23 protein-coding genes are annotated in these 26,179 nt (G+C 39.0%); 6 read left to right on the plus strand and 17 right to left on the minus strand.

Features of this window, described 5'->3' with window-relative positions; genetic code table 11:
* Positions 1 to 115 precede the first annotated feature (115 nt).
* Positions 116 to 922 carry a cytochrome c biogenesis protein CcsA gene (gene ccsA / locus GQR47_RS05275; protein ID WP_002962197.1) on the plus strand — a complete coding sequence of 269 codons (807 nt, stop codon included), beginning with the start codon at positions 116 to 118 and terminating at the stop codon, positions 920 to 922.
* A 61-nt stretch (positions 923 to 983) separates the two neighbouring features.
* Entirely contained in the window at positions 984 to 2,252 is a 1,269-nt protein-coding gene (locus GQR47_RS05280) for a CNNM domain-containing protein (RefSeq protein WP_002962198.1), read from the plus strand.
* A gap of 48 nt (positions 2,253 to 2,300) precedes the next feature.
* On the opposite strand, the gene GQR47_RS05285 is transcribed toward GQR47_RS05280, so the two are convergent.
* Entirely contained in the window at positions 2,301 to 2,912 is a 612-nt protein-coding gene (locus GQR47_RS05285; RefSeq protein WP_002962200.1) for a transglycosylase SLT domain-containing protein, read from the minus strand.
* Between the two features lie 147 nt (positions 2,913 to 3,059).
* Entirely contained in the window at positions 3,060 to 4,637 is a 1,578-nt protein-coding gene (gene gshA, locus GQR47_RS05290) for a glutamate--cysteine ligase (protein WP_165723613.1), read from the minus strand.
* 589 nt (positions 4,638 to 5,226) lie between these two features.
* Between gshA and GQR47_RS05295 the strand changes: the two genes are divergently transcribed.
* Positions 5,227 to 6,774 (plus strand): methyl-accepting chemotaxis protein, encoded by a 1,548-nt coding sequence (locus GQR47_RS05295; RefSeq protein WP_165723614.1) that lies wholly within the window; start codon positions 5,227 to 5,229, stop codon positions 6,772 to 6,774.
* A gap of 52 nt (positions 6,775 to 6,826) precedes the next feature.
* On the opposite strand, the gene clpB is transcribed toward GQR47_RS05295, so the two are convergent.
* The 3 genes from clpB to rluD form a co-directional block, all read right to left on the minus strand.
* Complete coding sequence (gene clpB / locus GQR47_RS05300; RefSeq protein ID WP_165723615.1) at positions 6,827 to 9,403, minus strand: ATP-dependent chaperone ClpB; 2,577 nt, start codon at positions 9,401 to 9,403, stop codon at positions 6,827 to 6,829.
* A gap of 96 nt (positions 9,404 to 9,499) precedes the next feature.
* Positions 9,500 to 10,231 (minus strand): peptidoglycan editing factor PgeF, encoded by a 732-nt coding sequence (gene pgeF / locus GQR47_RS05305; protein ID WP_165723616.1) that lies wholly within the window; start codon positions 10,229 to 10,231, stop codon positions 9,500 to 9,502.
* Positions 10,231 to 11,208 carry a 23S rRNA pseudouridine(1911/1915/1917) synthase RluD gene (rluD, locus tag GQR47_RS05310; protein WP_002962209.1) on the minus strand — a complete coding sequence of 326 codons (978 nt, stop codon included), beginning with the start codon at positions 11,206 to 11,208 and terminating at the stop codon, positions 10,231 to 10,233. The genes pgeF and rluD overlap by 1 nt, the downstream gene beginning before the upstream one ends.
* A 141-nt stretch (positions 11,209 to 11,349) precedes the next feature.
* Between rluD and GQR47_RS05315 the strand changes: the two genes are divergently transcribed.
* Complete coding sequence (locus GQR47_RS05315; protein ID WP_002962210.1) at positions 11,350 to 12,114, plus strand: outer membrane protein assembly factor BamD; 765 nt, start codon at positions 11,350 to 11,352, stop codon at positions 12,112 to 12,114.
* A gap of 50 nt (positions 12,115 to 12,164) precedes the next feature.
* On the opposite strand, the gene glnB is transcribed toward GQR47_RS05315, so the two are convergent.
* Complete coding sequence (gene glnB, locus GQR47_RS05320) at positions 12,165 to 12,503, minus strand: nitrogen regulatory protein P-II (RefSeq protein ID WP_002962211.1); 339 nt, start codon at positions 12,501 to 12,503, stop codon at positions 12,165 to 12,167.
* Positions 12,504 to 12,663: 160 nt separating this feature from the next.
* Between glnB and GQR47_RS05325 the strand changes: the two genes are divergently transcribed.
* A complete protein-coding gene (locus GQR47_RS05325) occupies positions 12,664 to 13,227 on the plus strand; it encodes a GspH/FimT family pseudopilin (protein WP_165723617.1) in 564 nt (187 codons plus the stop codon).
* 79 nt (positions 13,228 to 13,306) lie between these two features.
* Positions 13,307 to 13,837 (plus strand): GspH/FimT family pseudopilin, encoded by a 531-nt coding sequence (locus GQR47_RS05330; protein WP_024596577.1) that lies wholly within the window; start codon positions 13,307 to 13,309, stop codon positions 13,835 to 13,837.
* Positions 13,838 to 13,843: 6 nt separating this feature from the next.
* Here the strand turns inward: GQR47_RS05330 and GQR47_RS05335 are convergent, their stop codons facing one another.
* From GQR47_RS05335 to ileS, 11 genes are all read right to left on the minus strand, one after another.
* Positions 13,844 to 14,260 carry a type IV pilin protein gene (locus tag GQR47_RS05335; RefSeq protein WP_024596576.1) on the minus strand — a complete coding sequence of 139 codons (417 nt, stop codon included), beginning with the start codon at positions 14,258 to 14,260 and terminating at the stop codon, positions 13,844 to 13,846.
* 9 nt (positions 14,261 to 14,269) lie between these two features.
* Complete coding sequence (locus tag GQR47_RS05340) at positions 14,270 to 17,488, minus strand: PilC/PilY family type IV pilus protein (RefSeq protein WP_165723618.1); 3,219 nt, start codon at positions 17,486 to 17,488, stop codon at positions 14,270 to 14,272.
* A 1-nt stretch (position 17,489) separates the two neighbouring features.
* Complete coding sequence (locus GQR47_RS05345; protein ID WP_165723619.1) at positions 17,490 to 17,993, minus strand: pilus assembly protein PilX; 504 nt, start codon at positions 17,991 to 17,993, stop codon at positions 17,490 to 17,492.
* A complete protein-coding gene (locus tag GQR47_RS05350) occupies positions 17,981 to 18,958 on the minus strand; it encodes a PilW family protein (protein WP_165723620.1) in 978 nt (325 codons plus the stop codon). The genes GQR47_RS05345 and GQR47_RS05350 overlap by 13 nt, the downstream gene beginning before the upstream one ends.
* A 1-nt stretch (position 18,959) precedes the next feature.
* A complete protein-coding gene (gene pilV / locus GQR47_RS05355) occupies positions 18,960 to 19,520 on the minus strand; it encodes a type IV pilus modification protein PilV (protein WP_024596572.1) in 561 nt (186 codons plus the stop codon).
* A 185-nt stretch (positions 19,521 to 19,705) separates the two neighbouring features.
* Complete coding sequence (locus tag GQR47_RS05360; protein ID WP_165723621.1) at positions 19,706 to 20,407, minus strand: LytTR family DNA-binding domain-containing protein; 702 nt, start codon at positions 20,405 to 20,407, stop codon at positions 19,706 to 19,708.
* Positions 20,404 to 21,438 (minus strand): histidine kinase, encoded by a 1,035-nt coding sequence (locus GQR47_RS05365; RefSeq protein ID WP_165723622.1) that lies wholly within the window; start codon positions 21,436 to 21,438, stop codon positions 20,404 to 20,406. The genes GQR47_RS05360 and GQR47_RS05365 overlap by 4 nt, the downstream gene beginning before the upstream one ends.
* A 29-nt stretch (positions 21,439 to 21,467) precedes the next feature.
* Positions 21,468 to 22,397: a 4-hydroxy-3-methylbut-2-enyl diphosphate reductase gene (gene ispH / locus GQR47_RS05370; protein WP_002958232.1), complete on the minus strand. Its 930-nt coding sequence runs from the start codon at positions 22,395 to 22,397 to the stop codon at positions 21,468 to 21,470.
* Complete coding sequence (fkpB, locus tag GQR47_RS05375; protein WP_002958231.1) at positions 22,397 to 22,837, minus strand: FKBP-type peptidyl-prolyl cis-trans isomerase; 441 nt, start codon at positions 22,835 to 22,837, stop codon at positions 22,397 to 22,399. Before fkpB ends, ispH begins: the two co-directional genes overlap by 1 nt.
* Positions 22,834 to 23,334, minus strand: a complete 501-nt coding sequence (lspA, locus tag GQR47_RS05380; protein WP_002958230.1) for a signal peptidase II — start codon at positions 23,332 to 23,334, stop codon at positions 22,834 to 22,836. Before lspA ends, fkpB begins: the two co-directional genes overlap by 4 nt.
* 12 nt (positions 23,335 to 23,346) lie before the next feature.
* Positions 23,347 to 26,175 (minus strand): isoleucine--tRNA ligase, encoded by a 2,829-nt coding sequence (ileS, locus tag GQR47_RS05385; RefSeq protein WP_154903367.1) that lies wholly within the window; start codon positions 26,173 to 26,175, stop codon positions 23,347 to 23,349.
* Between the last annotated feature and the right edge of the window lie 4 nt (positions 26,176 to 26,179).

Consider the following 26,179-nt stretch of genomic DNA (forward strand, 5'->3'; position numbering starts at 1 on the left):
AAGTGCACCTTGTTGAGTTTCTTTTTTTAAGGTCTATGCATTTGCTTTGCTATAAAATACAATGGCTATATAACAACAAGGATTATTTTGTCTCAAATTAAGTGGCCCAAGCACAATGCTGATTATTAGTTTAACTATTATTGCCAGTTTATTTTATGTGTTAGCAACGTCTCACGTGCTCTCACGCCTGTTTCATCAACAAGGCCCTAGCCAAAAGGTAACCGTCATATTGAGCACGGTTGCTATAGTGGCGCATATGCTGCTGTTAGTTAACTCTGTTTTTAGATCCGACGGTCAAGACCTAAGTATTGTAAACGTCTCCCTTTTAACATGCTGGGTTATTGTAGTTTCAGTAACAGCTGTGTCGCTAAAGTTCCCCGCCACTTTACTATTGCCCGTTGTTTATGGTTTTGGTGCTTTACTTACAATTGCCAGTTTATTTATTCCTCATCATATTTTACTGCAAAGCATTAATATTGAGGTTGGCTTAGTAACACACATTTCCTTATCCCTATTGGCCTACTGTATTTTAATTATTGCTACTTTATATGGTGTACAGTTCTACTTTATTGATAAACGTTTAAAACGTAAAGATTTAGCAATTGTGCATAGTCACCTTCCGCCTTTGATGGTTGTTGAGCGCCAGCTTTACCAACTCCTTAATTTAGGCACCATATTACTCACGTTCGCATTACTCTCGGGGTTTGTATTTCTTGATGGGATGTTTGCTAAAGAGTTCATTCATAAAACGATATTGTCGTTAGTTGCGTGGGCTATTTTTGCCATTGTAGCCATCGGGCATATGAAAAAGGGTTGGCGCGGTAAACCTGTGGTTATTACGATCATGGTCGCTGCATTTGTCCTCACACTCGCATATTTTGGCAGCCGTTTCATACAAGAAGTAATACTAAATAAGTTTTAACTTGACTCTGCTTGCTCACTCTAGCTTAATACGCATTGATTTATAAGAAAAGGATCCATCGTTGGACGACATATCGACAAGTACCCTATTTATCATTTTAGGTTTTTTGGTGCTTTTTTCTGCTTATTTTTCTGGTTCAGAAACCGGAATTATGTCAATCAATCGTATACGCCTGCGACACCTCGCTAAAGAGGATCATCGTGCAGCTAAACGAGTCAGTAAATTACTTAGCCGTCCAGATAGGCTCATCGGTTTAATCTTAATTGGCAATAATCTTGTCAATATAGCTGCAGCTCAAGTTGCTACCATTATAGGTATTCGCCTTTACGGTGACCTTGGTATTGCTATCGCTACGGGTGTGTTAACTTTAGTCGTGCTTATATTTGCCGAAGTAACACCTAAAACTCTTGCTGCCCTCTATCCTGAAAAAGTTGCTTTTCCAAGCTCAATAATACTTAAAGGGTTACTAAAAATTCTTTTTCCTTTTGTTGTTATCGTTAACTGGATGACCAACGGGATATTGCGATTATTTGGTATTAGTGCCGCTCAAATCGACGAGCACAGCATGAGCAAAGAAGAATTAAAAACAGTGCTCAATGAGTCAGGCGCACTTATCCCTGCTCGCCATCAAAGTATGCTGACCTCAATTTTAGATTTAGAGCAAGTAACCGTTGAAGATATCATGATCCCACGCAACGAAATTGTGGCTATTGATATTAATGATGATTGGAAACTAATTAGTCGCCAGCTTACCCATGCACAACATACTCGCGTGTTATTGTATCGCGACAATATAGATGACGCAGTAGGCTTTATTCACTCTCGAGATGCACTTCGCCTACTTACAAAAGAGCAATTTGATAAACCATCTTTGCTGCGTGCTGTACGCGAAATTTACTTTATCCCAGAGGGAACATCACTTAACACTCAGCTGTTAAAGTTTCAGCAGTCTAAAGAGCGTATTGGCTTAGTAGTAGACGAGTATGGCGATATTCAAGGTTTAGTAACGCTTGAAGATATTTTAGAAGAAGTTGTTGGCGATTTTACAACTACACAAACTCGTACGCCAAGCGAAGAAGTAGAAACACAAACTGATGGCTCTTGTATTGTAGATGGCGGCGCTAACGTACGCGATTTAAATAAAGAGATGGGTTGGGATTTCCCACTAGACGGCCCAAAAACTTTGAGTGGTTTAATTGTTGAATACTTAGAAGATATTCCCGATGCAAATATTAGTCTACGTATTGCGGGCTACCCTATTGAAGTACTTGAAGTAAAAGAGAATATGATAAAACAGGTGAAGATTCAGCCTAATAAGCGTTCTCGCTAAGTATAAAAGGAGCCGATTGGCTCCTTTTTTATATCCATTAATAACTCTCTAGCCAAATATAAGACGTTCAAACCAACCTTTATCAAGCTCGTCTTCACAGCGCTTTAATTGCGCGCCATAACGGCTCGCTCTGTGTTTAACTTTATTTGCTACACCCATTAACCACTTTTTCTTTTTATATGTGCCACGCTTATAGCCACCCCAACCTTCATGATAATTAAGGTATTGTGCGTAAGCATCCCATTTAGAGATTTTATTTACTTTATGCGTTTTATAAACAAACCACGCCATAAAGTCGATTGCATCGTCAAAGTCGTCTCTATCAGCACCATTGTTGCCTGTTTCACGAATATAATCTGACCATGTTGGTGTTTTAGCCTGTGAGTAACCATAAGCATCACTTGCGCGACCGGTTGGAATTATCCATAAGAAGTACTCCATAGGCGGAGCGGCATCATGCTTAAATGAGCTTTCCTGGTACATCATACTCATGAGTACATGCTTAGGAGAACCCCATTTTTCTTGCGCATCTTTTGCGTCAAAATACCAATCAGGTTTTTCTTCAAAGATTTTACATAGATCGTTAGGTTGTTTTGGAGGGGCTGTAGCACAACCAGCTAAAGTAATGGCAAGAGATAAAATAATTGCATTTTTTTTCATTTTTCTAAGATCTCACAGAACTTTTCTAAAAAGTGTGGGTCTGACTCAATGAATGCAGCAGTACAGCATTAGTTCATCCCTGAATATATATTTACGCAGCCTACTTAGGCTGCGTTTTTTTTGCTTAAATTTTACTAAGTATTAAGATTATTTACCGCCAAAATACGCATCTAAAAAGGCGGTAAATGACTGAGTATCTGCTTGCTCAATTGCAGTTTGTGCTTCGTTAGACTCTACAACTTGTTGTTCCAGCCAAGGCTTTAAAAACTCACTGTAATCAGTGTCTGCGTGGCTTTGTTTGTATTTATTAGCCAGTGCTAGTGCAAAGTGACCGTTGTCTAAACCAGACTCTTTTAATTGCGACACGTAACGTCCAGAATAAGTAAGCTCTGGATTATGCACCCACGTTGCCATGCGCTTTATAGTATCGGAGTAATAATTAACACCATAAGCATTATCCATCCATTTAGCGACATCAGTGAGCTGTGCAAATATTTCATCGCCCCACGACTGAAGACTACGCTGTGTGTTATTAAAGTTAAGCATTAGCCCTTCTTCTCGACCTTGATTGACTACTGTGTCGAGGTTTTCAGTACTGCGTGCTTGTTCTTTCCAATCCATTGGAGCTGAATCTTTTAATAAACAATACGTTAAAAACACATCTAAAAAGTGAATTTGCTCAATATCAATACCAACTTCGCTAAACGGATTAACGTCTAATGCGCGAATTTCTACGTATTCAATGCCTGCTCGAAGCAGTGCATCTGTTGGCGTTTCGCCACTTTTAGCATTACGCTTAGGACGAATTGGCGAGTAAAATTCGTTTTCAATCTGCAGAATATTTTTATTTAACTGCTTAGGGTTTTCACTCTTGTAGTCATCAAGATCACCATAAATTTCTGATGGTGTGTTGATTGCTTTTTTAAGGCCTGCTACATATTCATCTAACGAGTTATACATTACGCGTAGTGACGACTGAGCGCTATTTGTATAACCTAAATTGCCTAAACGCAGTGCCGTACCACCTTCTAAGTAAAGTGTACCTTTACCTAGTTTTTTAAATGGTAAATCGGTTTTTCGACCTTGTAAAAATGAGTTACACAATGCTGGCGATGCACCAAACATGTAACTTATTAGCCATAGTTCGCGTTTAAAGTTACGAATAAGTGCTAAATAACCTTCTGAAATAAAATCTTGAAGGCTAGCATTGCTTTTTTGTAACGAATGAAGCGATTGCCAAAGCGTATCTGGGAATGAAATATTAAAGTGAACACCTGCAATTGCTTGCATCATACTTCCGTAACGATTTTTTAACCCTTCACGGTATAGTGTTTTCATTTGACCAGTATTTGAACTACCAAATTGAGCTAAAACAATATCATCTTGGTGTTCAATAAAGCATGGCATACTAATAGGCCAAAGCAGTTCATCGTCCATTTTTTCTAGAGTGAACTTTTGAAGATCTTTTAATTGCTTAAGAGTTTGCGTTGACGACTCACTAACTGGAGTAATAAATTCAAGTAAAGATTCAGAAAAATCAGTTGTGATATGGCCATTAGTTAATGCACTGCCCACCCCTTTTGGATGGCCTTTAGGTGATATAGCACCATTCTCTTGTATTCTTAGCGACTCTCGCTCTATGCCACGTTTAATGCCTTTAACTGCATGTTGGTGCTCATTTACTGATAACGCTTCAAGTGCGTTAGCTAAATCATGTGTTGTCAAAAAATCTTTCCTCGGGCCACGTGGCTTAATCATAAGGTTATGGGGACTAATTACTTAGACTCAAGATTAATACCAATTTTTATTGAAAATATGATCATTGTATCGCATTAAATAGCGCATTCACTGCGTTGAAAATTACTCATATAGAACAACTACATGTCATAATTTTCGCCTTGCTATTGTGCTATTTTCTTAGCGCTATAATAGATCACTTATTTAATACAACTGGTATAAATTGCTAAGAACTATATAACTTTTCAAATTTAATAATTATTTCCCCACTTTATACATGCACTTAATATGACCAACATCATTATATTAAGTCGTAATATTGCCATTGCTATGTGCATTATACAAATGCTTTAAATACGTATTTAATTATAAATCAAATAAGTAAAATATCAGCTTAAAGTAATAGACCGGAACTTATGCAAAATCAGTTCAATTTAGCTGTCCGGTATTTAAACTTGATCTAGATCAATAAATACAATTATTTGTCTTATGAGCATAGAAGGAAGGACGCTATTTTTTGCTTTGTAGAGTGTAAGCAATATAATGACTGCAACAATAAAGGATGATAATAAATACAATGCACAATGATAAAAGCTTAAAAAATGAAGAAGTATACTTTGATGAATCACAAGAGCTGGTTTCCACTACTGATCTTAAAGGTGTAATAACATACGTCAATCAAGCGTTTTGTGCTGTAGCAGGATATAGCGCACAAGAGCTTATCGGTCAGCATCATAATATTGTTCGCCACCCTGATATGCCAAAAGCAGCCTTTAAAGAAATGTGGGCAACATTAAAACAAGAACACTCGTGGCGCGGTATGGTTAAAAACCGCTGTAAAGATGGCCGCTATTACTGGGTAGATGCCTTTGTAACCCCCATTTTTGAACATGGCCGACTTGTTGGTTATCAATCTGTAAGAACCAAAGCAAGCTCTCAACTTAAGCACCGTGCACAAACACTTTACAACAAAATAAATACCAACAAGTCATTATTTAAACTACGAGAACACACCACAATACGACAAAGCCTTACTTTTATAAGTCTATTATTTTGGCTGATTTTTATTGCTGTCGCGGCATCAATCACCATTGCTGCAATTAGCCTATTTATTTGTGCTTTAGTTATTGTGCTAAATTATGACGAACTCATTGTTACCCCTAAAATATTACGCGAACAAAAAGCAAAAGCCGATTCAATCTCTCGTTATATTTACAGCGGCCATACACCGCACAGTGTAAGTGATTATAGAGAGCAAATGCTAAGTGCAAAATTGCGCACAGTTCTTGGCCGTATGAAAGACTCAACATTAAACTTTAATGGCATCGCAACTGATTTAGACAAACAATCAACACTCACCGAAAAAGGGATTTCTTCTCAAGGTGAGCGTTTAGAACAAATTGCATCAGCGATGACTCAAATGAGTTCTACTATTGGTGAAATATCAGTAAATACCGCTCAAACAGCGGATAAAGTGAATAACACCCATCAAAGTTGCTCAGAGATAAAAGACCACATTGCTGATAATAGTAAAATGGTATCTGACTTAGCTTCTCAAGTAGAACAAGCTGCAAATACAGCCACCAGCTTAGCCTCTGAAGCAGATAAAATTGGTAAGGTAATGAGTGAAATAGAAGGAATTGCCGATCAAACTAACTTACTTGCTCTTAATGCAGCGATTGAAGCAGCTAGAGCGGGAGAACATGGTCGAGGCTTTGCTGTAGTCGCCGATGAGGTAAGGACTCTTTCGTCACGCACTCAAAATGCTACGACACAAATCCATAGTTCTATTAAAGAAATACAAGACACTTTATTTAGCTGGTCCAAAGTAATGCAAAGCACTAAAGCACAAGCCGATAACTGTGTTTTGACAACCGATAAAACCCAAGTTGAATTAGAGGATATTTTTATCCAAATCAGTGAAATATCTCACTTGGCAATACAAATATCATCCGCTGCAGAAGAGCAACAAATGGTTAGTAACGACATTAGTAATAATGTTTCGCAAATTAAAGACTTTGGCGATAACAACTTAAGTTTAAGCTTTAATGTGGCAAAAGGTGCAGCTGAGCTTGTTGAAGGCTCACGTAGAGTGAATGATTTATTACTAACCTTTAAAGTTTAACAAACATAAAAAAGCCGCTATTTTAGCGGCTTTAGAGTTTAATTATTTACAATCAGCGTTTGGTAAATACCAAAGAGTCGTCATTTGCATCAATAACAATCACGCTACCTGGTATGTAGTCCCCATTAAGTAGCTTTTGTGCTAGCGGATTTTCAATCGTTTGCTGAATAGCACGCTTAAGCGGGCGTGCACCGTACACAGGATCAAACCCACTTGCTGCAATTCGCTCAAGTGCAGCATCGCTTATTTCAAGCAGATACCCCATCTCTGTTAAACGCTCACGTAATTTCATTAACTGAATATCAGCTATTTCTTTTATATGCTCGTTTGCTAACGGGTGGAATACAACAGTCTCGTCAATACGGTTAATAAACTCAGGTCTAAACTCATTAATCAATACTTCCATTACTTTAGCTTTAAGGGTCGTATAGTCATTATTACCCGCTTGTTCTTGGATAATATCTGAGCCTAAATTTGATGTCATGATAATAACAGTATTTTTAAAATCAACGGTTCTACCTTGTCCGTCAGTTAATCGGCCATCATCTAACACTTGCAGTAAAATGTTAAACACATCTGGGTGTGCTTTTTCTATTTCATCAAGCAATATGACTGAGTAAGGTTTACGACGAACAGCTTCTGTTAAATAACCGCCCTCTTCATAACCCACATAACCTGGAGGTGCGCCCACTAGGCGTGCAACTGAGTGCTTTTCCATAAACTCAGACATGTCGATACGCACCATGGCATCTTCGGTATCAAACATAAAACCAGCCAGTGCTTTTGTAAGCTCGGTTTTACCCACACCTGTTGGACCTAAAAACAAGAAAGAACCAATTGGGCGATTAGGATCTGCAAGTCCTGCACGTGAGCGTCTTATTGCGTTAGCAACAGCAACGACCGCTTCATCTTGCCCTATTACTTTACTGTGTAACTTATCTTCCATTTGCAGCAGCTTTTCACGCTCACCTTGTAGCATTCTTGCAACAGGAATACCTGTCCAGCGAGATAAAATTTCAGCAATTTCATCCTCACCTACTTGGTTCTTAAGCAGAGTCATTTCTTGCATTTCGGCTTGTGAGGCTAAATCAAGTTTTCGTTCAAGCTCTGGAATTCGCCCATATTGCAGTTCTGACATACGCTGTAAATCACTTGCTCTTCGCGCTACATCTAAATCTAATCTTGCTTGTTCAAGCTCGGCTTTAATTACTTGTGTACCTTGAAGCGATGCTTTTTCAGCATTCCAAATTTCGTCTAGCTCACGATATTGCCCATCAAGGTCGGTGATCAACTCTTGCATTTCAGTGCGACGTTTTTGACTCGCCTCATCTTTTTCTTTAGCAAGTGCATTATCTTCTAATTTTAATTGGATAATACGACGCTCAAGCTTATCTAACGACTCTGGTTTTGAATCAATTTGTAATCGAATTGAAGAACCCGCTTCGTCAATTAAATCAATTGCTTTATCTGGTAACTGACGATCGCTAATGTAGCGGTGAGATAACTGCGCCGCAGCAACTATCGCGGGATCAGTAATTTCTACTGAATGATGTAGCTCATATCGCTCTTTTAAGCCACGCAATATTGCAATGGTATCTTCAACCGACGGCTCTTCAATGAGTACCTTTTGGAATCGACGCTCAAGTGCTGCGTCTTTCTCTATATATTTACGGTATTCATCAAGCGTGGTTGCGCCAACACAGTGTAACTCACCGCGTGCTAAAGCAGGTTTTAGCATATTACCCGCATCCATTGCGCCATCACTTTTGCCTGCACCCACAATAGTGTGTATTTCATCAATAAATAAAATGACTTGGCCTTCTTCTTTAGCCAATTCGTTTAACACTGATTTTAAACGCTCTTCAAATTCACCGCGATATTTAGCGCCCGCAACTAGTGCTCCTAAATCAAGCGATAAAACACGTTTGTTTTTTAATCCTTCAGGTACTTCACCATTAATAATACGCTGTGCTAAACCTTCTGCTATTGCTGTTTTACCAACACCTGGCTCACCGATTAATACAGGGTTATTTTTAGTACGGCGCTGTAATACTTGAATCGTGCGGCGAATTTCGTCATCACGACCAATAACAGGGTCAAGCTTACCTTGCTCTGCTCGCTCAGTTAGATCAATCGTGAACTTTTCAAGCGCTTGGCGTGTTTCTTCGGCGTTTGGATCATCAACTTTTTGACCGCCGCGAATCGCTTTAATTGCAGTTTCAATTTTAGTCGAGGTAATATTTAACGATCTGAATATATCGCCAAGTGGACCTTTATCGTCGCATGCTGCCAGTACAAATAATTCACTTGAAATGTATTTGTCTTTGCGTTTTTGTGCATACTTGTCACATAGGTTAATAAGTGAAGCCATATTATTTGATAGCTGCACATCGCCACCTACACCTTCTACTTTAAATAGTTTTTCTATTTCTTGTGAAAGCTTGGTGTTAAGTTCATCTGCGCTGACCCCCGTTTGGGCAAATAACGCGCGCACACTGGAGCCGCTTTGCTGCAGTAGTGAATACATTAAATGTACGGGTTCAATAAATTGATGGTCGCGGCCAAGGGCTAGCGATTGCGCATCAGAAAGCGCAGATTGAAATTTACTTGTAAATCTATCTAAACGCATGGTGTTACCTATTAAATAATCTAATTGCTTAATTAATGGGTATGTTTAGGTGTTTGTTCAAGGTGTAGAGAGAAATATAATAGCTAAAGGTGCTAATTACTTGCGCCAGATCAAACTTGCCATACGTCCGGTTTGTCCATCCCGTCGATAAGAAAAAAATAAATCACTTTGAGAGACTGTACAATAGTCGCCGCCTGTAATCTTTTTAACGCCTTGCTGGGTAAGTAAAGTACGCGCAATGCCATAAATATCAGCAAGATATTTGCCATTAGCTTGTGGTGTAAATGCTTGAATAAATGAAGAAGACCTTTTTTGAAATAACTCAAACACTTCACCCCCAACCTCAAATTGAGTTGGCCCAATTGCAGGCCCTAGCCAAGCATTTATATTTTCATACTTTGAGCTAAAACATTCTAAAGTATTTTTAATAATTCCCTGCTCAAGCCCTCGCCAGCCGCCATGTATAGCTGCAACTTCCTTTTCATCATCACTCACTAATAAAATAGGCAAGCAATCGGCGGTCATGATAGCCAAAGGCTGATTTAATAACTGAGTATAAAGCGCATCAGCATTGTGTAACTTATTAGAGTCAAAATGTTCATCAACAATAACAACCTCAGAGCTATGAACTTGATTTAGCCACACGGCAGATTTAGGTAAGTGTTTGGTTAATAGTGAGCGGTTTTTTGATACATGATCTTGATTATCTCCAACATGGTACCCCAAATTGAAACTTTTAAATGGGGTTTTTGAAACACCACCTCCACAAGTAGTACTTAACGTTCCTACTTTATGAAGGTTTTGCCATGTCGCTGACAATAAGTGCATTATCTATCGATATCAGGATTAGCTTTAGTATCTTCACGTAGTGCATGTGTCATAGCAACCATATCGTCTGGGATAGGTGCTTGCCATGTCATCATTTCACCCGTGATTGGATGCGCAATGCTCAATTTTACAGCATGTAGTGCTTGGCGTCTAAAGCTACGAAGTAACTCAAATAACTCAGGTGTTGCACCTTTAGGTGGACGCGGACGGCCGCCATAAGATTGATCGCCAATTAGCGGATGATTTAAATGTGCCATGTGCACACGAATCTGGTGAGTACGGCCTGTTTCTAAGCGCAGACGTAAACGAGTATGAGCACGAAATTTTTCAGCAACACGGTAATGTGTAATTGCCGGTTTACCCAGTTCATGTACGGCCATATGCGTACGCTGAGTCGGATGGCGGCCAATCGCTTTTTCAACCATACCACCTGCAGTCATAGTACCATTACACAGTGCTTCATATTCACGCGTAAAGTTTTCACGCTTTTGCAGCGCTGTTACTAAATGCGTTTGTGCTGGAATCGTTTTAGCTACAACCATTAAACCGGTCGTGTCTTTATCTAAACGATGCACAATACCTGCGCGTGGCACGTTAATTATTTCAGGGTAGTAATGTAGCAATGCGTTTAACACTGTTCCATTAGGGTTACCCGCACCTGGGTGAACCACTAGGCCCATTGGTTTATTAATTACCAAAATATCATCGTCTTCATAAACAATGTTTAATTTGATATCTTGTGCTTCGTATTCGCGTGGTGCTTCAATTGTTGTTTCAACACTTACAACTTCACCACCTAGTAGCTTTTCGCGTGGAGTGTTGAAAATTTCACCGTCTACAGTGATTTTATCATCCAAAATCCACGTTTTTATACGAGAACGTGAATAATCAGGGAACAATTGTGCTAATACTTGGTCTAGACGTTTACCACCTAATTCGGTTGGAACGTCGGCTTGAAGAGAAATTTGCTCTGACATTAGTAACTTTACCCAATTTACCAGTGCAAGCTTTGCTCGACTGGGTTAGAATCGCTTTTAATAAAAGCATAATATAATACGCATAGTTTACTCGGTTTTACCGACTTGGCCTAGCCGAAGACATCGAAGGTAACAAATAAAATGATAAATAAAATAGGGAAACGTGCATTTGCCATTGTTTTTTCAGTTTCTGTACTTAGTTTAGGCGCTTGTTCGTCTGCTCCAGACCAAGAAGACATTCAACGTGTACCGAATAAGTCTGCACACGCTTTATATGAAGATGCAAAAGAAACGCTAGATTCTGGTTTATATGCTCGTGCAATTGAACTTTTGAGTGCTATAGACTCTCGCTACCCATTTGGCCCATTCTCTAAGCAAGTACAAATGGACTTAGTCTATGCACATTATCAATCAGGTAATACTGAACAAGCACTTGCAACCATTGACCGCTTTATTCGCTTAAACCCAAATCATAAAGATTTAGACTACATGTATTACATGCGTGGTTTAGTAAATATTAAAGCAGATAAAAATGCGTTCCAAGAGTACTTTGGTGTAGATAGAGCCGACCGTGATGCTAACCGTACTCGTGTTGCATTTACAGATTTATCGACATTAGTAAAACGTTTTCCAAAAAGTGATTACGCGCCTGAAGCTAAGCGTCGTTTAGTGTGGCTTTTAAACCGCATGGCACGTTATGAATTAAAAGTAGCAACTTACTATTACGAACGTGAAGCTTATTTAGCTGCTGCTAATAGAGGTAAGTTTGTTGTTGAGCATTATTCACAAAGCAGTTACTTAGATCCCGCGCTTGAAATGATGGAGAAAAGTTACGACCAATTAGGTTTAACTGAGCTTAGTGAGCACGCAAAGCAAACACGAAAACTAAATAAAAGAACTAAATAAATAAAAAAGGCGCTTACTAAAGCGCCTTTTAACTACATAGAAAAACAAGCTTAAATCGCTTCTTCATCTTCCTCTGCAGTACGAATACGTATTACACGCTCAACATCTGTGACAAATATTTTACCATCACCGATTTTTCCTGTTTGCGCCGTTTTTACAATAACTTCAATTGCACGGTCTACATCTTCATCAGTCAATACAATATCAAGTTTTACTTTAGGTAAAAAATCGACCATATACTCTGCGCCACGATATAGCTCTGTGTGACCTTTTTGACGTCCAAAGCCTTTAACTTCGCTTACCGTCATCCCCGTAATACCCACATCTGACAACGCTTCACGCACATCGTCTAACTTAAAAGGTTTGATAATTGCTTCTATTTTTTTCATATTAATTACTTTTGAAAGCTTCAGTTGCCTCGATTTTAGACAATCATAGTGTTCATAGCAAACAAAGCAATTGAATTACGGTGATAAAACAACCGATCGTGGTATAATTTATTATATAAAAATAGCTATACTTAAATGACTAGCAGTAAATGAGATTAATATGAAAAACAAACAAAACGGGTTCACCCTTTTAGAACTCATGGTAACCGTTGCTATCGTTGGCATTATTGCATCAATTGCGATTTGGAATAGCAGCGATATGCTAGAAGAAAATAGAGCTGAGAATTTTTTGTTGGAATTAAAAAGAAATATTAGCTACGCCCGTGCTCAAGCTGCAAGTACGGATGAAATTGTTATCATATGCCCTGCTCCTATAAGTAAAGTTGAGATTAATAGATACTTTAAATGTCAAAGTTCATGGGGGGAGGATTCAATCATAACTCTCTTTGTAGATACTAATAATAACGGAATATATAACTGGAAAGAAGATACTATTTTACGCACCATGGAGCAGATAAATAGTATAGACAAGGTTAAATTTACTGGTGATAGTAGCCTTCGCTTTAATACTAGTGGGCGCATTACAACAAACCTAAACACCAGCGGTAACTTTGCTGGCTTTGTATACTGCCCTAATAATGACAATGAAAACAATAAAGCGCTGAATGTATCAGTATCTGGTACTGCTTTCTACCTTGGTGACACCACTGAAAAGTGCGATTAAAAAACGTACAATTATATCTTGTCATATTTGTATCATTTACTAGACTGAGTTAATCATTTATTAACTCAGGTCTTCAAGGATGAGATTATCAATATCAAAAAGTAAGGGAGTAACACTTCTCGAATTAATGGTATCTATGGCTGTTGTCAGTATTATCAGCCAATTATCTATGTGGTTTTACCCAGATTTTTTAGCTAAAAACCGCTTAGATAACCACGTAAACCTCCTACACCGAAATATAAATTATGGCCGTTTATATGCCATTGAAAATACTACTTACGTCACGCTTTGTGCACTAAAAGACAGTCAATGTACAAAAGATGAGTGGAATGGCCAAATGTCACTCTTTATCGACAAAGATAAATCAACCTCGTTAGATGATGATGAACTACTCTTAAGTACTTTTGAGGAGATCCATGAAGCTGACAGTCTTAAATACCCTCGCAGCGCAATTACGTTTCGTCCTGATGGTTCTTTGAATGGTTTTCAAAATGGTACTTTTATATATTGCCCCAACAGCAATAAGGCCAACCTCGAGGGGTTGGCCTTATCAGTAAGTCAGACTGGCAGAATACGTATTAAATCAACTGATAAGTGCCAGAAGAAGTAATCTAGGCTATCGACCCCAGCAATAACCAATATCGGTGTCTCCTTTAGACCCTTTTGCACCTTTGAGACCAATATCAGTGATTGAAAGCTCTTTACAATCAGTATCTCCTTTTACAGCACCGTCTATAGGCTTAGCTGTAATAGTGAAGGTATTACTATCAACTACGCTGATAGATAGTTCAAAGTGACCATTTTCGGTTTTACTTTGTAGCCCTAAGTCAGTAAAGGATTGCGTATACTCACGATTATCTACAAAATATTGCTCCTCTTTGTTTGCAGCATCTAACAATGCTGCAGCAGCTTCAGCGCGCGAAGCACGCTTTACATATTCTGTATAATTGGGCAATGCAATTGAGGCAAGTATGCCTACAATTGCAACCGCTATCATCAGCTCAATTAAGGTAAACCCATGTTGTTTCTTCATTTAATTTCCTTAATTATTAACTTCGTCATTTTCTTCACGTTTATAGATATATGTTTGTTGAGTTTTAAAGCCAAACCCTACAGCATTGTCATTAACCAATACAACTTTACCATCAACAATTGTTAAGCCAGGGCCCTTTATCTCAACAGGCTTCATTGGGTTTTCAGCATTTTCACCTTTGATACCCGGCCCAATTAGATAAAACTGACTTTCTTGTGTTACGTCAACTGTTGGGTTGTCATCACACTTACCATCTCCATTACCATCTACGCATGAAGGGCCTTCGCCAAAGTATAACTGAGGTGTATCTGGTACATCATAGCTGGTTGTAAATTTAAGATCGTCATACACTTTCGTACCATAATGTAGGTGAAATGCGTATAAAGAACCACCACCACCACTTAGGGAACATTGGTTTTCAGTCGATGTATCTGATGCAGGTGTGAAACTTGTAAAATAAGCAACACCTCCAACAACTGTAGCAGCAGCTAGTGATTTTTCACCCGTTCCTAACTCATATCTCCAACCATTAAATTTAGCCAAGTCGACTTCTAAGTCAACAAAATCATCAACGTCATCTAGAGCATTACCAAATGGGTCTGAATTCATTTGCATCAAATCAGCAGGTACAATAGTATCCGGTGCATTCGTTTTATATGATTTAGTAACTGTATTTTCATCTCTGATCATAAACAGTTGATCTTTTTCATTGGTACCGGTTGGTTTTGAGCGGTTACCACTACCAATAACTATTGCATCATACGGCGTATCTAAGCGTGTTATAACGGTACTACCATCAACGGTTGTCTCGCTTACTTTACTATAAATGGTTCGTGCAACGAGTGGTTTGTAAAAAAAGCGTCTGTCCTCAGTTGCTTTATTACTGCCAAGCTCAGCTAATTTAAAGTGACTAAATTCACTAGCACTAGTGCCTGGCATATCTATACGCCAAATATCTCCACCAGTATCTGCCGCATAAATTCGGTCTATATATCCATCATAATCTGAGTCAAGCGTGGTAATATCTGCAGCAATACTATGCTTACCTTTAAAGCCATTAATATCGGGTGTTAATGCCCATACTCTTTTACCTGTTTCTGCTTCAACAATGTAAATACCTCGCCCTGTACTATCTTCACTTTTAATCACCGCATCTTTGTTTGTATCGTACCCAGCACCAAAAATTAATAAAGGCTTGTCACCAAATGCTTTAATGTAGGCTATTTGCGGTTTTGACCATGTTTGCGCAAGCTCTTTAAAATCACCTTTTCCGCCTTCTATTGGTGCGCTCCATAGTTTTTTAGGCTGATCGGGATTTGTTATATCCAGTGCGTAGTAGTTTTTACCACCTCGACGCATTCCTGCAAAAGCCCATACTTCATCATCACCACTCGCATCAATAATCCCGTCGTTTAAACCATCGCTATTTAAGTTTTTATTATTAAAATAAACGCTGATTGGACCATCCATACCATATTTTTTACCCGTTTCTTTGTTGCGCAGCGGTTGAATAATGCTGTACAGATCTGAGGGTATAAATGCCCAGCTTTCAGATACTTCATTATTTGTATCATCGTCTTTAAACATATGCAAAAAGCCAGCATTGGTACCAATAAGAATACGAATATCATCATTACCGTAATCAAGCGCAACAGGCTTTGAATGCAGAGGATCACCAAAAATATCATCTCTTTGATCCGTGGTATCGTTATCGTTATCTTCATCATCAACATCAATACCCATAGCCCATTTAATATCTGAACTAGATAAGCTAATTGGGTTATTAGTTATTAAATCAAGAATGTCACTAACAATCGATGTAGTAAATCGTACTATATCGCCTTGTTTATCTGTATATAGTGTTCTTCGTTCTTCTGCGTTGGTTCCTGTTAAGGTACTTAGTTGATAATTAACGCCACCTTGTGCTACTAAGTTCCCATCTGCTGACTTACCATCAGGAAGCCAAAATGTTTTTGCATCAGTGTCTATCAAACCATTAGAATCAAGCGCTACATTGCCTGTTGAATCAACTATGTTACTACCCGATACCTTTAACTTTTTTAAGTTACCGCCCCAGCGGGTATTTGTCTCTGGATAAAACATTGCAAAATAAATAGCATCTCGACTACGGGTTTGATCTACGTTGTTACTAGCAACGGACGGCGATGAAAAGCTATCATTTACTTCACGAATACGAGAAATTGCACTGTTTAATGATTCAGAAAGCCCATCTGGCGTACTTGCGGGCAAGTTTTCACCACCACCTAAAGAAGCGGCCCTACGTAAAAGCTCTTGTCCACTCGCGCTCATACCAGAGCCAAAACCGATAGTATATAAACGGCCTGTTTCATGAATATCGGGAGTCGACGGGTATAAATCAACAGTAGTATCACTTGTACCATGAATAATTTTAGCCATTTGGTGTAGGTAACTACTGTAGTAACTATCCGTATTCCAGTTTAATCCTTCCCCAAAGTACTTCTCATGCTCTGCACTAATTTGGCTGTCACTATCATTATCACCAGATGGGTCGCCATCGGTCATATAAATGATATTTATCGAATTATCACAACGTTTAGCTTCTGCTGTACTATCTGCAAAAGGTGATATATAGGTATAATTCGTTTCAGGTACATAATATGTATTACATACCTGATAGCGATTTCGTCCCCGACCAGCCCAGTAACAATATTGATTTTCAACTTGGACAGTAGAGGAACTTTCTACACTCGTATCACGCTCTATTATTGAAGCTTCAAGCCCGTACTGAACTCCTTGCCCAGTAATGTATAAATAAGCTTCCCAAAGAGTTTCTGTTAAAGGGGTCCCCCCAGCAGCAGGTAAAGCAGCAAGTGAATTTCGTATAATTGTAGAATCTTTACCAACTCCATTAACTATATAACCACCGTCTGTGGCTTTAAAGCGCATTAAACCAAAGTCGATAGTATCTTCGTTATCGGTAATAACTTTATTCATCGCAAACTGTGCTGCAGCTAATCGACTATCAGAACATAAAACCCAACCTCCACTCGAATATTGCCCACAATTACTACCTGTACTTGATGAAAAAGCCATGCTTCCTGATGTATCAAAAATCAGTAATACTCGAGGTTTTTCTTCAACATCCACATCATGATTAACATAAAGCTCTATATCTTCAGCATAAACTGACGCACTTATTGTTAAGCCAAGTAAAGAGGCTAGCACTTTGTTTAATTTAAATTTCATCTTAAATCCCCTTACTTACGCTAGCCATTTCTTGTGCTACACCTGTAACAATGGTTAGTTCATGCTTACTTTTAGAGCCATATTCTATTGTCGTGGCGACCTGTAACATATTGCACGATATACCTGCAGTAAAATTAAAGCGTCGAGGACACTCTAGGTCAAGCGCACCTTTGTTTAGATTAACCATTTTGCTTTGCATACCATCATGTGTTGCGATCACCATGCCTTCTTTATCAGAGGCTGCAATCGAAGTGACTTCATCTGGACTCAAAAAAAACTGATTATTCGCACCTTTATTTGCTTCATCAGAAATCATGCGCTGTACTTCGCCAATAAGTTCATTTTCGGCCACTTCACGCTCTTGCGCTGCATTGGTAATTTTAATATCAATACTACTACTGCTCATAAGGGTCACCGCTATACCCGTCACTGCAATTACCATTATTAGAGCAGTGATCAGTACTACACCCTGCTGCTTTTTCTGTGATTGTTTTAAATACGCCATAAATTTGATCCAACATTATTTAATCGAATAGTCGTGGTAAACACTGTGCGTCTGAAACTATCTGTGAATTTCAATTCACGCTTGTTTTCATCTTCACCTAATATGTAAGTTTGGTTTTTAATTTTAACCCCAGGGTCTGGCTCCAATGCGCGTATTAATAAAAATACCTGTACTGTTAAAATACCCTTTCGATTTTCCCAATCAGTGTGCTCCATACTTTTAATACTTCGGTATGTATCTACACGATTGTCGCTGTTTGTATCGAGACCAAAAACAAACCGCATGTTTTCGACACCTTCCATAATAGTTTCTGTGGTGATATTCCCACCAACTAAGCGCTTTCTCATTAATGCAGGTACAGTTAGGTTCTTGTTATTTACTTTATATGTTTGCTCTGAAATATAATAAACATGATGGCTATACGGCCAAATAGAGGCATTAACAGAACTTCCTGTAATTTCACCTCGCTTGAATTGGGCTCTCTCTTGCTCCGCTATGAAATAGTTTTCACTCGTTTGAGTCTCACCTTCAGTTAATTGATCACCTTGTAAAAACTTTAACTGAATAATATCGGTACCTTTTACTGGACTCGTTACGCAGTTTAGTTCTTTTGAAGCATCTGCAACCTTCGCATAAATAGTTCTAAAGTTACTCGCAGTTGCCAAATCAGGAAAACTACCGTTATTTAGTCCTTCAAAACAGTCATTTAGCGGGTTTGATAATGCTTCTGTGTTTACCGAAGTAAAAGAATCATCATAATAAGTGCCCCAAAAGCCAATTTGTTCAATATCACGTTGCATTATGTTAATTGCAAGGCGTCCTGATTCTTGAAGTTCACCAATAGTCATCGTATCTTTAGTGGTTACTTTCATACCTATATAGGTAAACATAACGCCGCCTAAAATTAACCCACCAATAAATAATGAAATCATCATTTCTACAAGTGTAAAACCTTTTTGCTTCATGTTAGCTCCTAAGGTAAATATAACTAGTTAAAACAACTAAACGGCGCTTTTTGTCAGCCGTTCCACACTTGATGTCTCCAGTCGTACTATTTGCATTAAACTCTTGACGCCCTTGCCAAGATACAACGACCTCTAAATTAAATGCTTTACCACCTGTACCTGCAACTGCAGTAGCCGCAATACATACAGTTGCGTCATCTAAAGAGCCTGTGTTTTCCCTTGCTTTTATAGCTCTTTTCCATTGCTCAAGGTCTAGGGCTGCAACTTGCGCTGCGCTACAAGTGCTTGTAAAACACGTCTGTGAGGTTTTAGTTGAGGCTTCGCTATTAAATGTTTGGGTATATAGGCTAGCTATTTGCGGGGTATCGTTAGCACGGATACGCTGCACAATATCATTACCAAGTGCAACTGCAGCAGCACGCTGCATAGAATCAAAGCTTGCTTGCTTTGCTTTTGCTTGCAAAGCAACTGCGCCTAAAAGGCCAAAACTAAGAATAATAAATGCAATTAGCACTTCAATCAGAGTGAAGCCTCTTTGCACTTTTACGTGAGGTGATTGCATAATAAAACCAAATAAAAATTATCTGATTTTAAGTTTATGTTATTTATTTGAGGAATCAATGAGGACTAAGACAAGCGGTTATATTTGTTGATAAACGGTTAATTAAACCTGTTTATTCAATAACACCGTTGATAATTAAGACTCAAATGTATTTAAATCAGGGGGAAGTTAATTGCAAGGTAAGCCTAAAGCGAATTTTTTACTAATTTAAGCTCACGGCGGCTCACTGGCAATAACTCACAGCCCCCTTGTAGCTCAATCATATGATTACCATTCGCTTTTGAATGCAAAGCAATTACTTTTTGTCTATTAACCAATGTATTGCGGTGAATTCGCAAAATATGTGTAGGATATTGTAACTCTAATTGTTTTAGACTTTGTTCAAGTAAAGCTTCTCCACCACAGAATATCATTTTGGTATACTTTTCTTCTGCACTAAAGTACAAAACATCATTTATATCAACACTACGTAGAGTACCAGCTAGCTGATAAGAGATTTTTGCATTTTGTTGTTTTTGAATATGTACTTTATTTAAACGCCCAACTTGCTTAAGCACCTTTTGCAATGATTGCTCTGAAATAGGTTTAACTAAATAGCCTGCAGCGCTTAATTGTAAAGCATCGAAGGCATGCTCAGGGTAAGCAGTTATAAAAACAATAGCAGGAGGTAGAGTTAAACTATTGAGCTCATTAGCAACTTGCAAACCATTCATACCAGGCATATCAACATCTAAAAAAATCAAATCTGGCGTTTGCTTTTTAGCAAGTACCAGAGCTTCATTACCATTACTAGCCTCACCTTGTACAACTATACTTTTATCATGTGCCAACAAACGAATTAAGCGCGATCTCGCAAGAGGTTCATCATCAACAATGAGTACGTTCATACACTACCCTCAATAAGCTTAGGGATCACGACCTTGACCCTAAACACATCATTTTTATTAGTAATTGTTAGCTGCGCTTTATTTTTATAATAAATATTTAATCGCTGGCGAATATTTTCAAGCGCCATGCCGTTATTAGGCCTAGTTTGAGCATTAGAAATTGTTACAGGGTTAGAAACAATCATGGTTATATAGCCGGTAGTTATATGTAGCTCTACTTTTATTTCTGCACCATGCTCACTTGTTTCAACACCGTGGCATACTGCATTTTCAATTAATGGCTGCAGGGTTAAACAAGGAATGCTCAATGCAGGTAGTTCATTAGGTATTTGCCAATCAACGCTTAAGCGATTACCGAAACGCCATGTTTCAAGTGCTATATATTGCTTACTCAGCGTTATTTCATCGTCAAGAGATACATTTTTTCCTGAGTGCATTGCAGCCTGCGATAAGGCGGCTAATGCTAAAATAGCCAGCTCTGCCGCATCGGCATCATGATGAGTAAGCTCTGCAGCGGTGTTTAAACTATTATATAAGAAATGAGGACGTATTCTAGCTTGCAAGGCATCAAGCTCAGCTCGAGAAAGCGCTTTAGTTTGCTGCTCTTTCTCAAAATGAATTAATAAAAATTGGACGAATAAAGCCGCCAGCAAAGCCACTATAATGCAATTGCGAAGTGTGAAATAAATTAAGTTATCTGTATCATCTATATCAAAAGCAAAATGGGAAAATAAAATACTAAAAATGCATGTAGATAATAAAAAAAAGATAAAAAACAAACTTAATTGAAAAGTTTGAGTGCGCGTTTGTAAGAAAAATCTACAAAAGTATAAAGAAGAGGTACCGACTAAAACAATTAAATGCATAAACAAACTGATGATCCCAAGTCGAAGCCAAATATCTCCTTCTACATTGGGTGCAAAGGCTAAAACAATAGCAATAACTTGAGAAACAATAAGCGAAGCTAGTACGCCTCGCTCATTAAAAAGAGCCGAAAAAAGCAAACCATCATTTTTTAGTGACTTGCTCATAACGACTCTCCTATAATCTAAATTTTAAATTAACGTAGCTCTACAGGAACAGCAAATACGATATTCTCTTCTTCGCCTGGGTTTTCAACAACCTGCGTACCACCAAGATCTTTTAATCGGCTTATAACTTGTTGTACAAGTACTTCTGGCGCAGATGCACCCGCAGTTACACCCACTGATTTAGAACCTGAAACCCACTGCTCTTGCACATCAGTTGCATCATCAATTAAATAAGCAACAGTGCCCATTTTATCTGCAAGTTCACGTAAGCGATTAGAGTTAGAGCTGTTTTTAGCGCCAACAACTAATAGCACATCAACTTTGTCAGCTAAGTCACGAACAGCATCCTGACGATTTTGCGTTGCATAACAAATATCATCTTTACGAGGTCCGTCAATTGATGGAAACTTATTGCGTAGTGCATCAATAACATCAGCAGTATCATCAACTGATAAAGTCGTTTGACTACAGTAAAAAAGATTTTCAGCATTTTTTACATTAAGCGCAACAACATCATCAACGGTTTCAACAAGATAAATACCACCGTCTGAGTTATCATATTGTCCCATTGTTCCCTCTACTTCAGGGTGACCATGATGTCCAATTAAAATACACTCAATACCTTTGCGACTCGCACGTGTAACTTCCATATGCACTTTAGTTACAAGCGGGCACGTTGCATCAAATACTTTTAAATCACGACGTTTAGCCTCGCTGCGAACCGCTTGCGATACGCCATGTGCGCTAAAAATAACAATACTGTCGTCAGGTACTTGATCAAGTTCTTCAACGAATACCGCACCACGGCTTTTTAGTCCATCAACCACATAGCGGTTATGTACTACTTCGTGGCGAACATAAATTGGCTTTTCAAAAATATCTAAAGCGCGCTCAACAATACTAATAGCACGGTCAACACCAGCGCAAAAGCCGCGAGGATTAGCTAGTAATATTTCCATTAACCTTCCACCTCAATAATATCAACTTCAAACGTTAAACGCTGGCCAGATAAAGGGTGATTAAAATCAATCGTTACCGACTCACCTTGCACTTCGCGGACTAAACCAGGAAGCTCAGTGCCATCAGGTTGAGTAAACGCAATAATTGCACCTACCTTAGCTGGTGTTTCTGGACCAAACTTACTACGGTCAACGTAGTAAATATTATCTGGGTTTGGCTGACCAAAAGCATCTTCAGGTTCTAATTCAAACGTTTTACTTTCGCCTGCAGTTAGCCCTAATAAACACTTTTCGAAGTTTGCCGTTAAGCTGCCATCACCCATTGTTAATTTAGCAGGTTTGTTGTGTACCTTGGTAGAATCAGCGGCAGAGCCATCTTCTAATTTAATAGAAAAATGGAAAATAACTTGCGAGTTTTCACCAATTACAGCTTGGCTCATGCTTTATGCTCCTTTGGACTCTCGCCGGTGAAGGCGTCAAATAACAATAATGCTGCGCCAATACAAATAGCGCAATCGGCAATATTGAATACAGGAAAATGTGAGTCTTTATAAAAAACGTGAATAAAGTCGATTACATAACCATACGCAATACGATCGTATAAATTACCAATAGCGCCAGCAAGTACCAATGCATAAGCACCGCATAGTACTTTATTTGTAGCAGGTAAGCGTTTTAGCCACCATACAAGCAAAGCACTAATAGCAACGGCAATTGCACTTAAAAACCAACGTTGCCAACCACCCGCTTCACTTAAAAAGCTATAAGCAGCACCATAGTTATGTACATAAGTAATACTAAAAACAGGGAGTAAGTTTATAGACTCTTGATAAGCCATAGTCCCTACAACAAGTGTTTTACTGGCAAAGTCTATTACTAAAAGTAATAGACTCAACCAAAGCCACACTAAACCACTTTTTTGGGCTAGTTTGCTCACTAAGAATAACTCCTAAGCGAATTGACGCTTTTCACCTTCGCCGTCAACATTACTTACACAACGACCACAAATTTCAGGATGAGCAGGCTCAACACCTACATCTTCGCTGTAATGCCAACAACGCTCACATTTAGCAGCATCTGTTGCAGCAACGCTAATGAACAAACCTTCAATCTCGGTAGCTTGTGTATCTGCAGGCTGGCTATCAACTTCAGTAACATTCACGGCTGATGTTAACAATACAAAACGCAGTTCATCACCAAGCGCGTTTAATTTAGCGGCAAGCTCTTTACCCGTAAATAAATTCACCGTTGCTTGAAGTGTTGCACCAATGACTTCTTCTTTACGTGCAGCTTCTAATAAGCGGTTTACTTCGTCACGTACAGTTAAAATCTCTAACCAATCATCGTTACTAAATTGGCTATTTGTTGGCGCTTGTAAGCCATCGTACCAAACTGATGTAAATACGTAGTCACTACGCTCACCCGGTAACGCTTCCCAAATTTCTTGTGCGGTAAAGCTCATAATAGGTGCCATCCAACGCGTCATTGCTTCTGCGATATGATAAAGCGCAGTTTGACAAGAACGACGTGCATGGCTATCACTCTTAGCTGTATATTGACGATCTTTTATAACATCTAAATAGAACGAGCCAAGCTCACCCGTACAGAAGTTCATTAGCTTTTGCGTTACTAATAGCATTTGGTAGCTGTCGTATGCGGCTAAAATCTCGTCTTGCAACTGAGCTGCGCGTCCAACAATCCACTTATCAAGCTCAACCATATCATCAACAGCTACTTGATCTGTTTCTGGGTTAAAACCATTTAGGTTAGCAAGCAAGTAACGGCTGGTGTTACGAATACGGCGGTAACGATCGGCTGAGCGTTTAAATATTTCATCCGACACAGTCATTTCTGCCGTGTAATCGGTAGAAGCAACCCATAAGCGTAAAATGTCAGCACCTAGTTTATTCATCACATTTTGCGGAGAGATAACATTACCTAGTGACTTAGACATTTTACGGCTGTTTTCATCAACGGTAAAACCATGCGTAAGCACTTGCTTATATGGTGCATGACCATTAATAGCAACTGATGTCATCATTGATGACATAAACCAACCACGGTGCTGATCAGAACCTTCAAGGTATAAGTCAGCTGGACCAACCAAGTCTTCACGTGCATCTACTACACAAGCGTGTGACACACCTGAGTCAAACCATACATCTAGCGTATCTTGCACTTTCATGTATTGCTTGGCGTCTTCTTCACCAAGTAAAGTAGCTGGTTCTAAATCGTACCATGCTTGTATACCAGACTTTTCAACAAGCTCTGCTGCTTGAGCAATTAACTCTTGTGTATTTGGGTGAAGTGCACCGGTGTCTTTATCAACGAACAATGCAATAGGAACGCCCCAAGTACGCTGGCGAGAAATACACCAATCTGGGCGGCTTTCAACCATGTTAGAAATACGGCTTTCGCCCCACTCTGGTAACCACTGCGTGTTTTTAATCTCAGCAAGAGAATCTTGACGTAAGTTAGCCTGATCCATACTTACAAACCACTGCGGTGTAGCACGGAAAATGATTGGTGTTTTGTGGCGCCAACAATGTGGGTAACTATGCGTAAGCGCATGGTGATGCATAAGCGCACCACGCTCTTTTAACACTTCAATTACGCTCGCATTCGCCTTAAATACGTGCTGACCTGCAAAAAGTTCGGTATCTGGTAAATAAACACCATTTGCACCAACAGGGTTAGCCACTTCAAGGTTGTAATTTAAGCCTGCCACGAAATCTTCTTGACCATGGCCTGGGGCGGTATGTACAACACCAGTACCTGAATCAGTAGTTACGTGTTCTGCAACAATCACTGGTACATTAAAATCATAAAAAGGATGGGCTACTTGCAAGTTTTCAAGCGCTGCACCTTTTACATACCCTAGTACGTGAAAGTGATTAAAACCAAAACGGTCCATAGCATCTTTAACAAGCTCAGAACCTAAAATTAGACGTTGTTGTACGCCTTCATCTTCAACCTGTACTAACGCATACTCTAAATCGGCATGCACAGCCACAGCGCGGTTTGCAGGAAGCGTCCACGGTGTTGTTGTCCAAATAACAGTACCAACACTGCCTTCACCTTTATGGCCATCAGCCAGATCAAATGCACTAACAACAGCATCTTGATCAACAAATGTAAAACGCACATCGATTGCTGGAGACTGCTTATCTTGGTATTCAACTTCTGCTTCTGCTAATGCAGAGCCACAGTCTGTACACCAATGCACAGGCTTGGCGCCTTTATGCAAATGACCTTTTTCAATAATTCGACCAAGCACACGAATTGCATTCGCTTCAAAGTCAAAGTTCATTGTTAAATATGGCTTATCCCAATCTGCAAATACGCCTAAACGTTTAAAATCAACTTTTTGACCTTCAACTTGTTTTTTAGCGTATGCACGGCATTTTTCACGAAACTCACTCGCAGTAACTTTTACACCCGGCTTGCCTACTTTTTTCTCAACCATTAACTCGATTGGTAAACCATGACAATCCCAACCTGGAACTAATGGTGAATCAAAGTCAGATAATGTTTTAGACTTAACAATAATATCTTTTAATATTTTATTAACTGAGTGGCCTAAATGGATATCGCCATTTGCATACGGAGGGCCGTCATGCAAAATAAAGGTTTTTTTACCTTTCTTAGCGCTGCGAATTTGACCATAAAGGTCGTCCTCATACCATGCTTTAAGCATTTTTGGTTCACGTTGTGCCAAATTGCCACGCATTGGAAACGGTGTTTCCGGTAAGTTCAAAGTATGTTTATAGTCGCTCATTTAT

The sequence above is a fragment of the Pseudoalteromonas sp. Z1A2 genome (assembly GCF_011378755.1).
Classification (GTDB): domain Bacteria; phylum Pseudomonadota; class Gammaproteobacteria; order Enterobacterales; family Alteromonadaceae; genus Pseudoalteromonas; species Pseudoalteromonas distincta.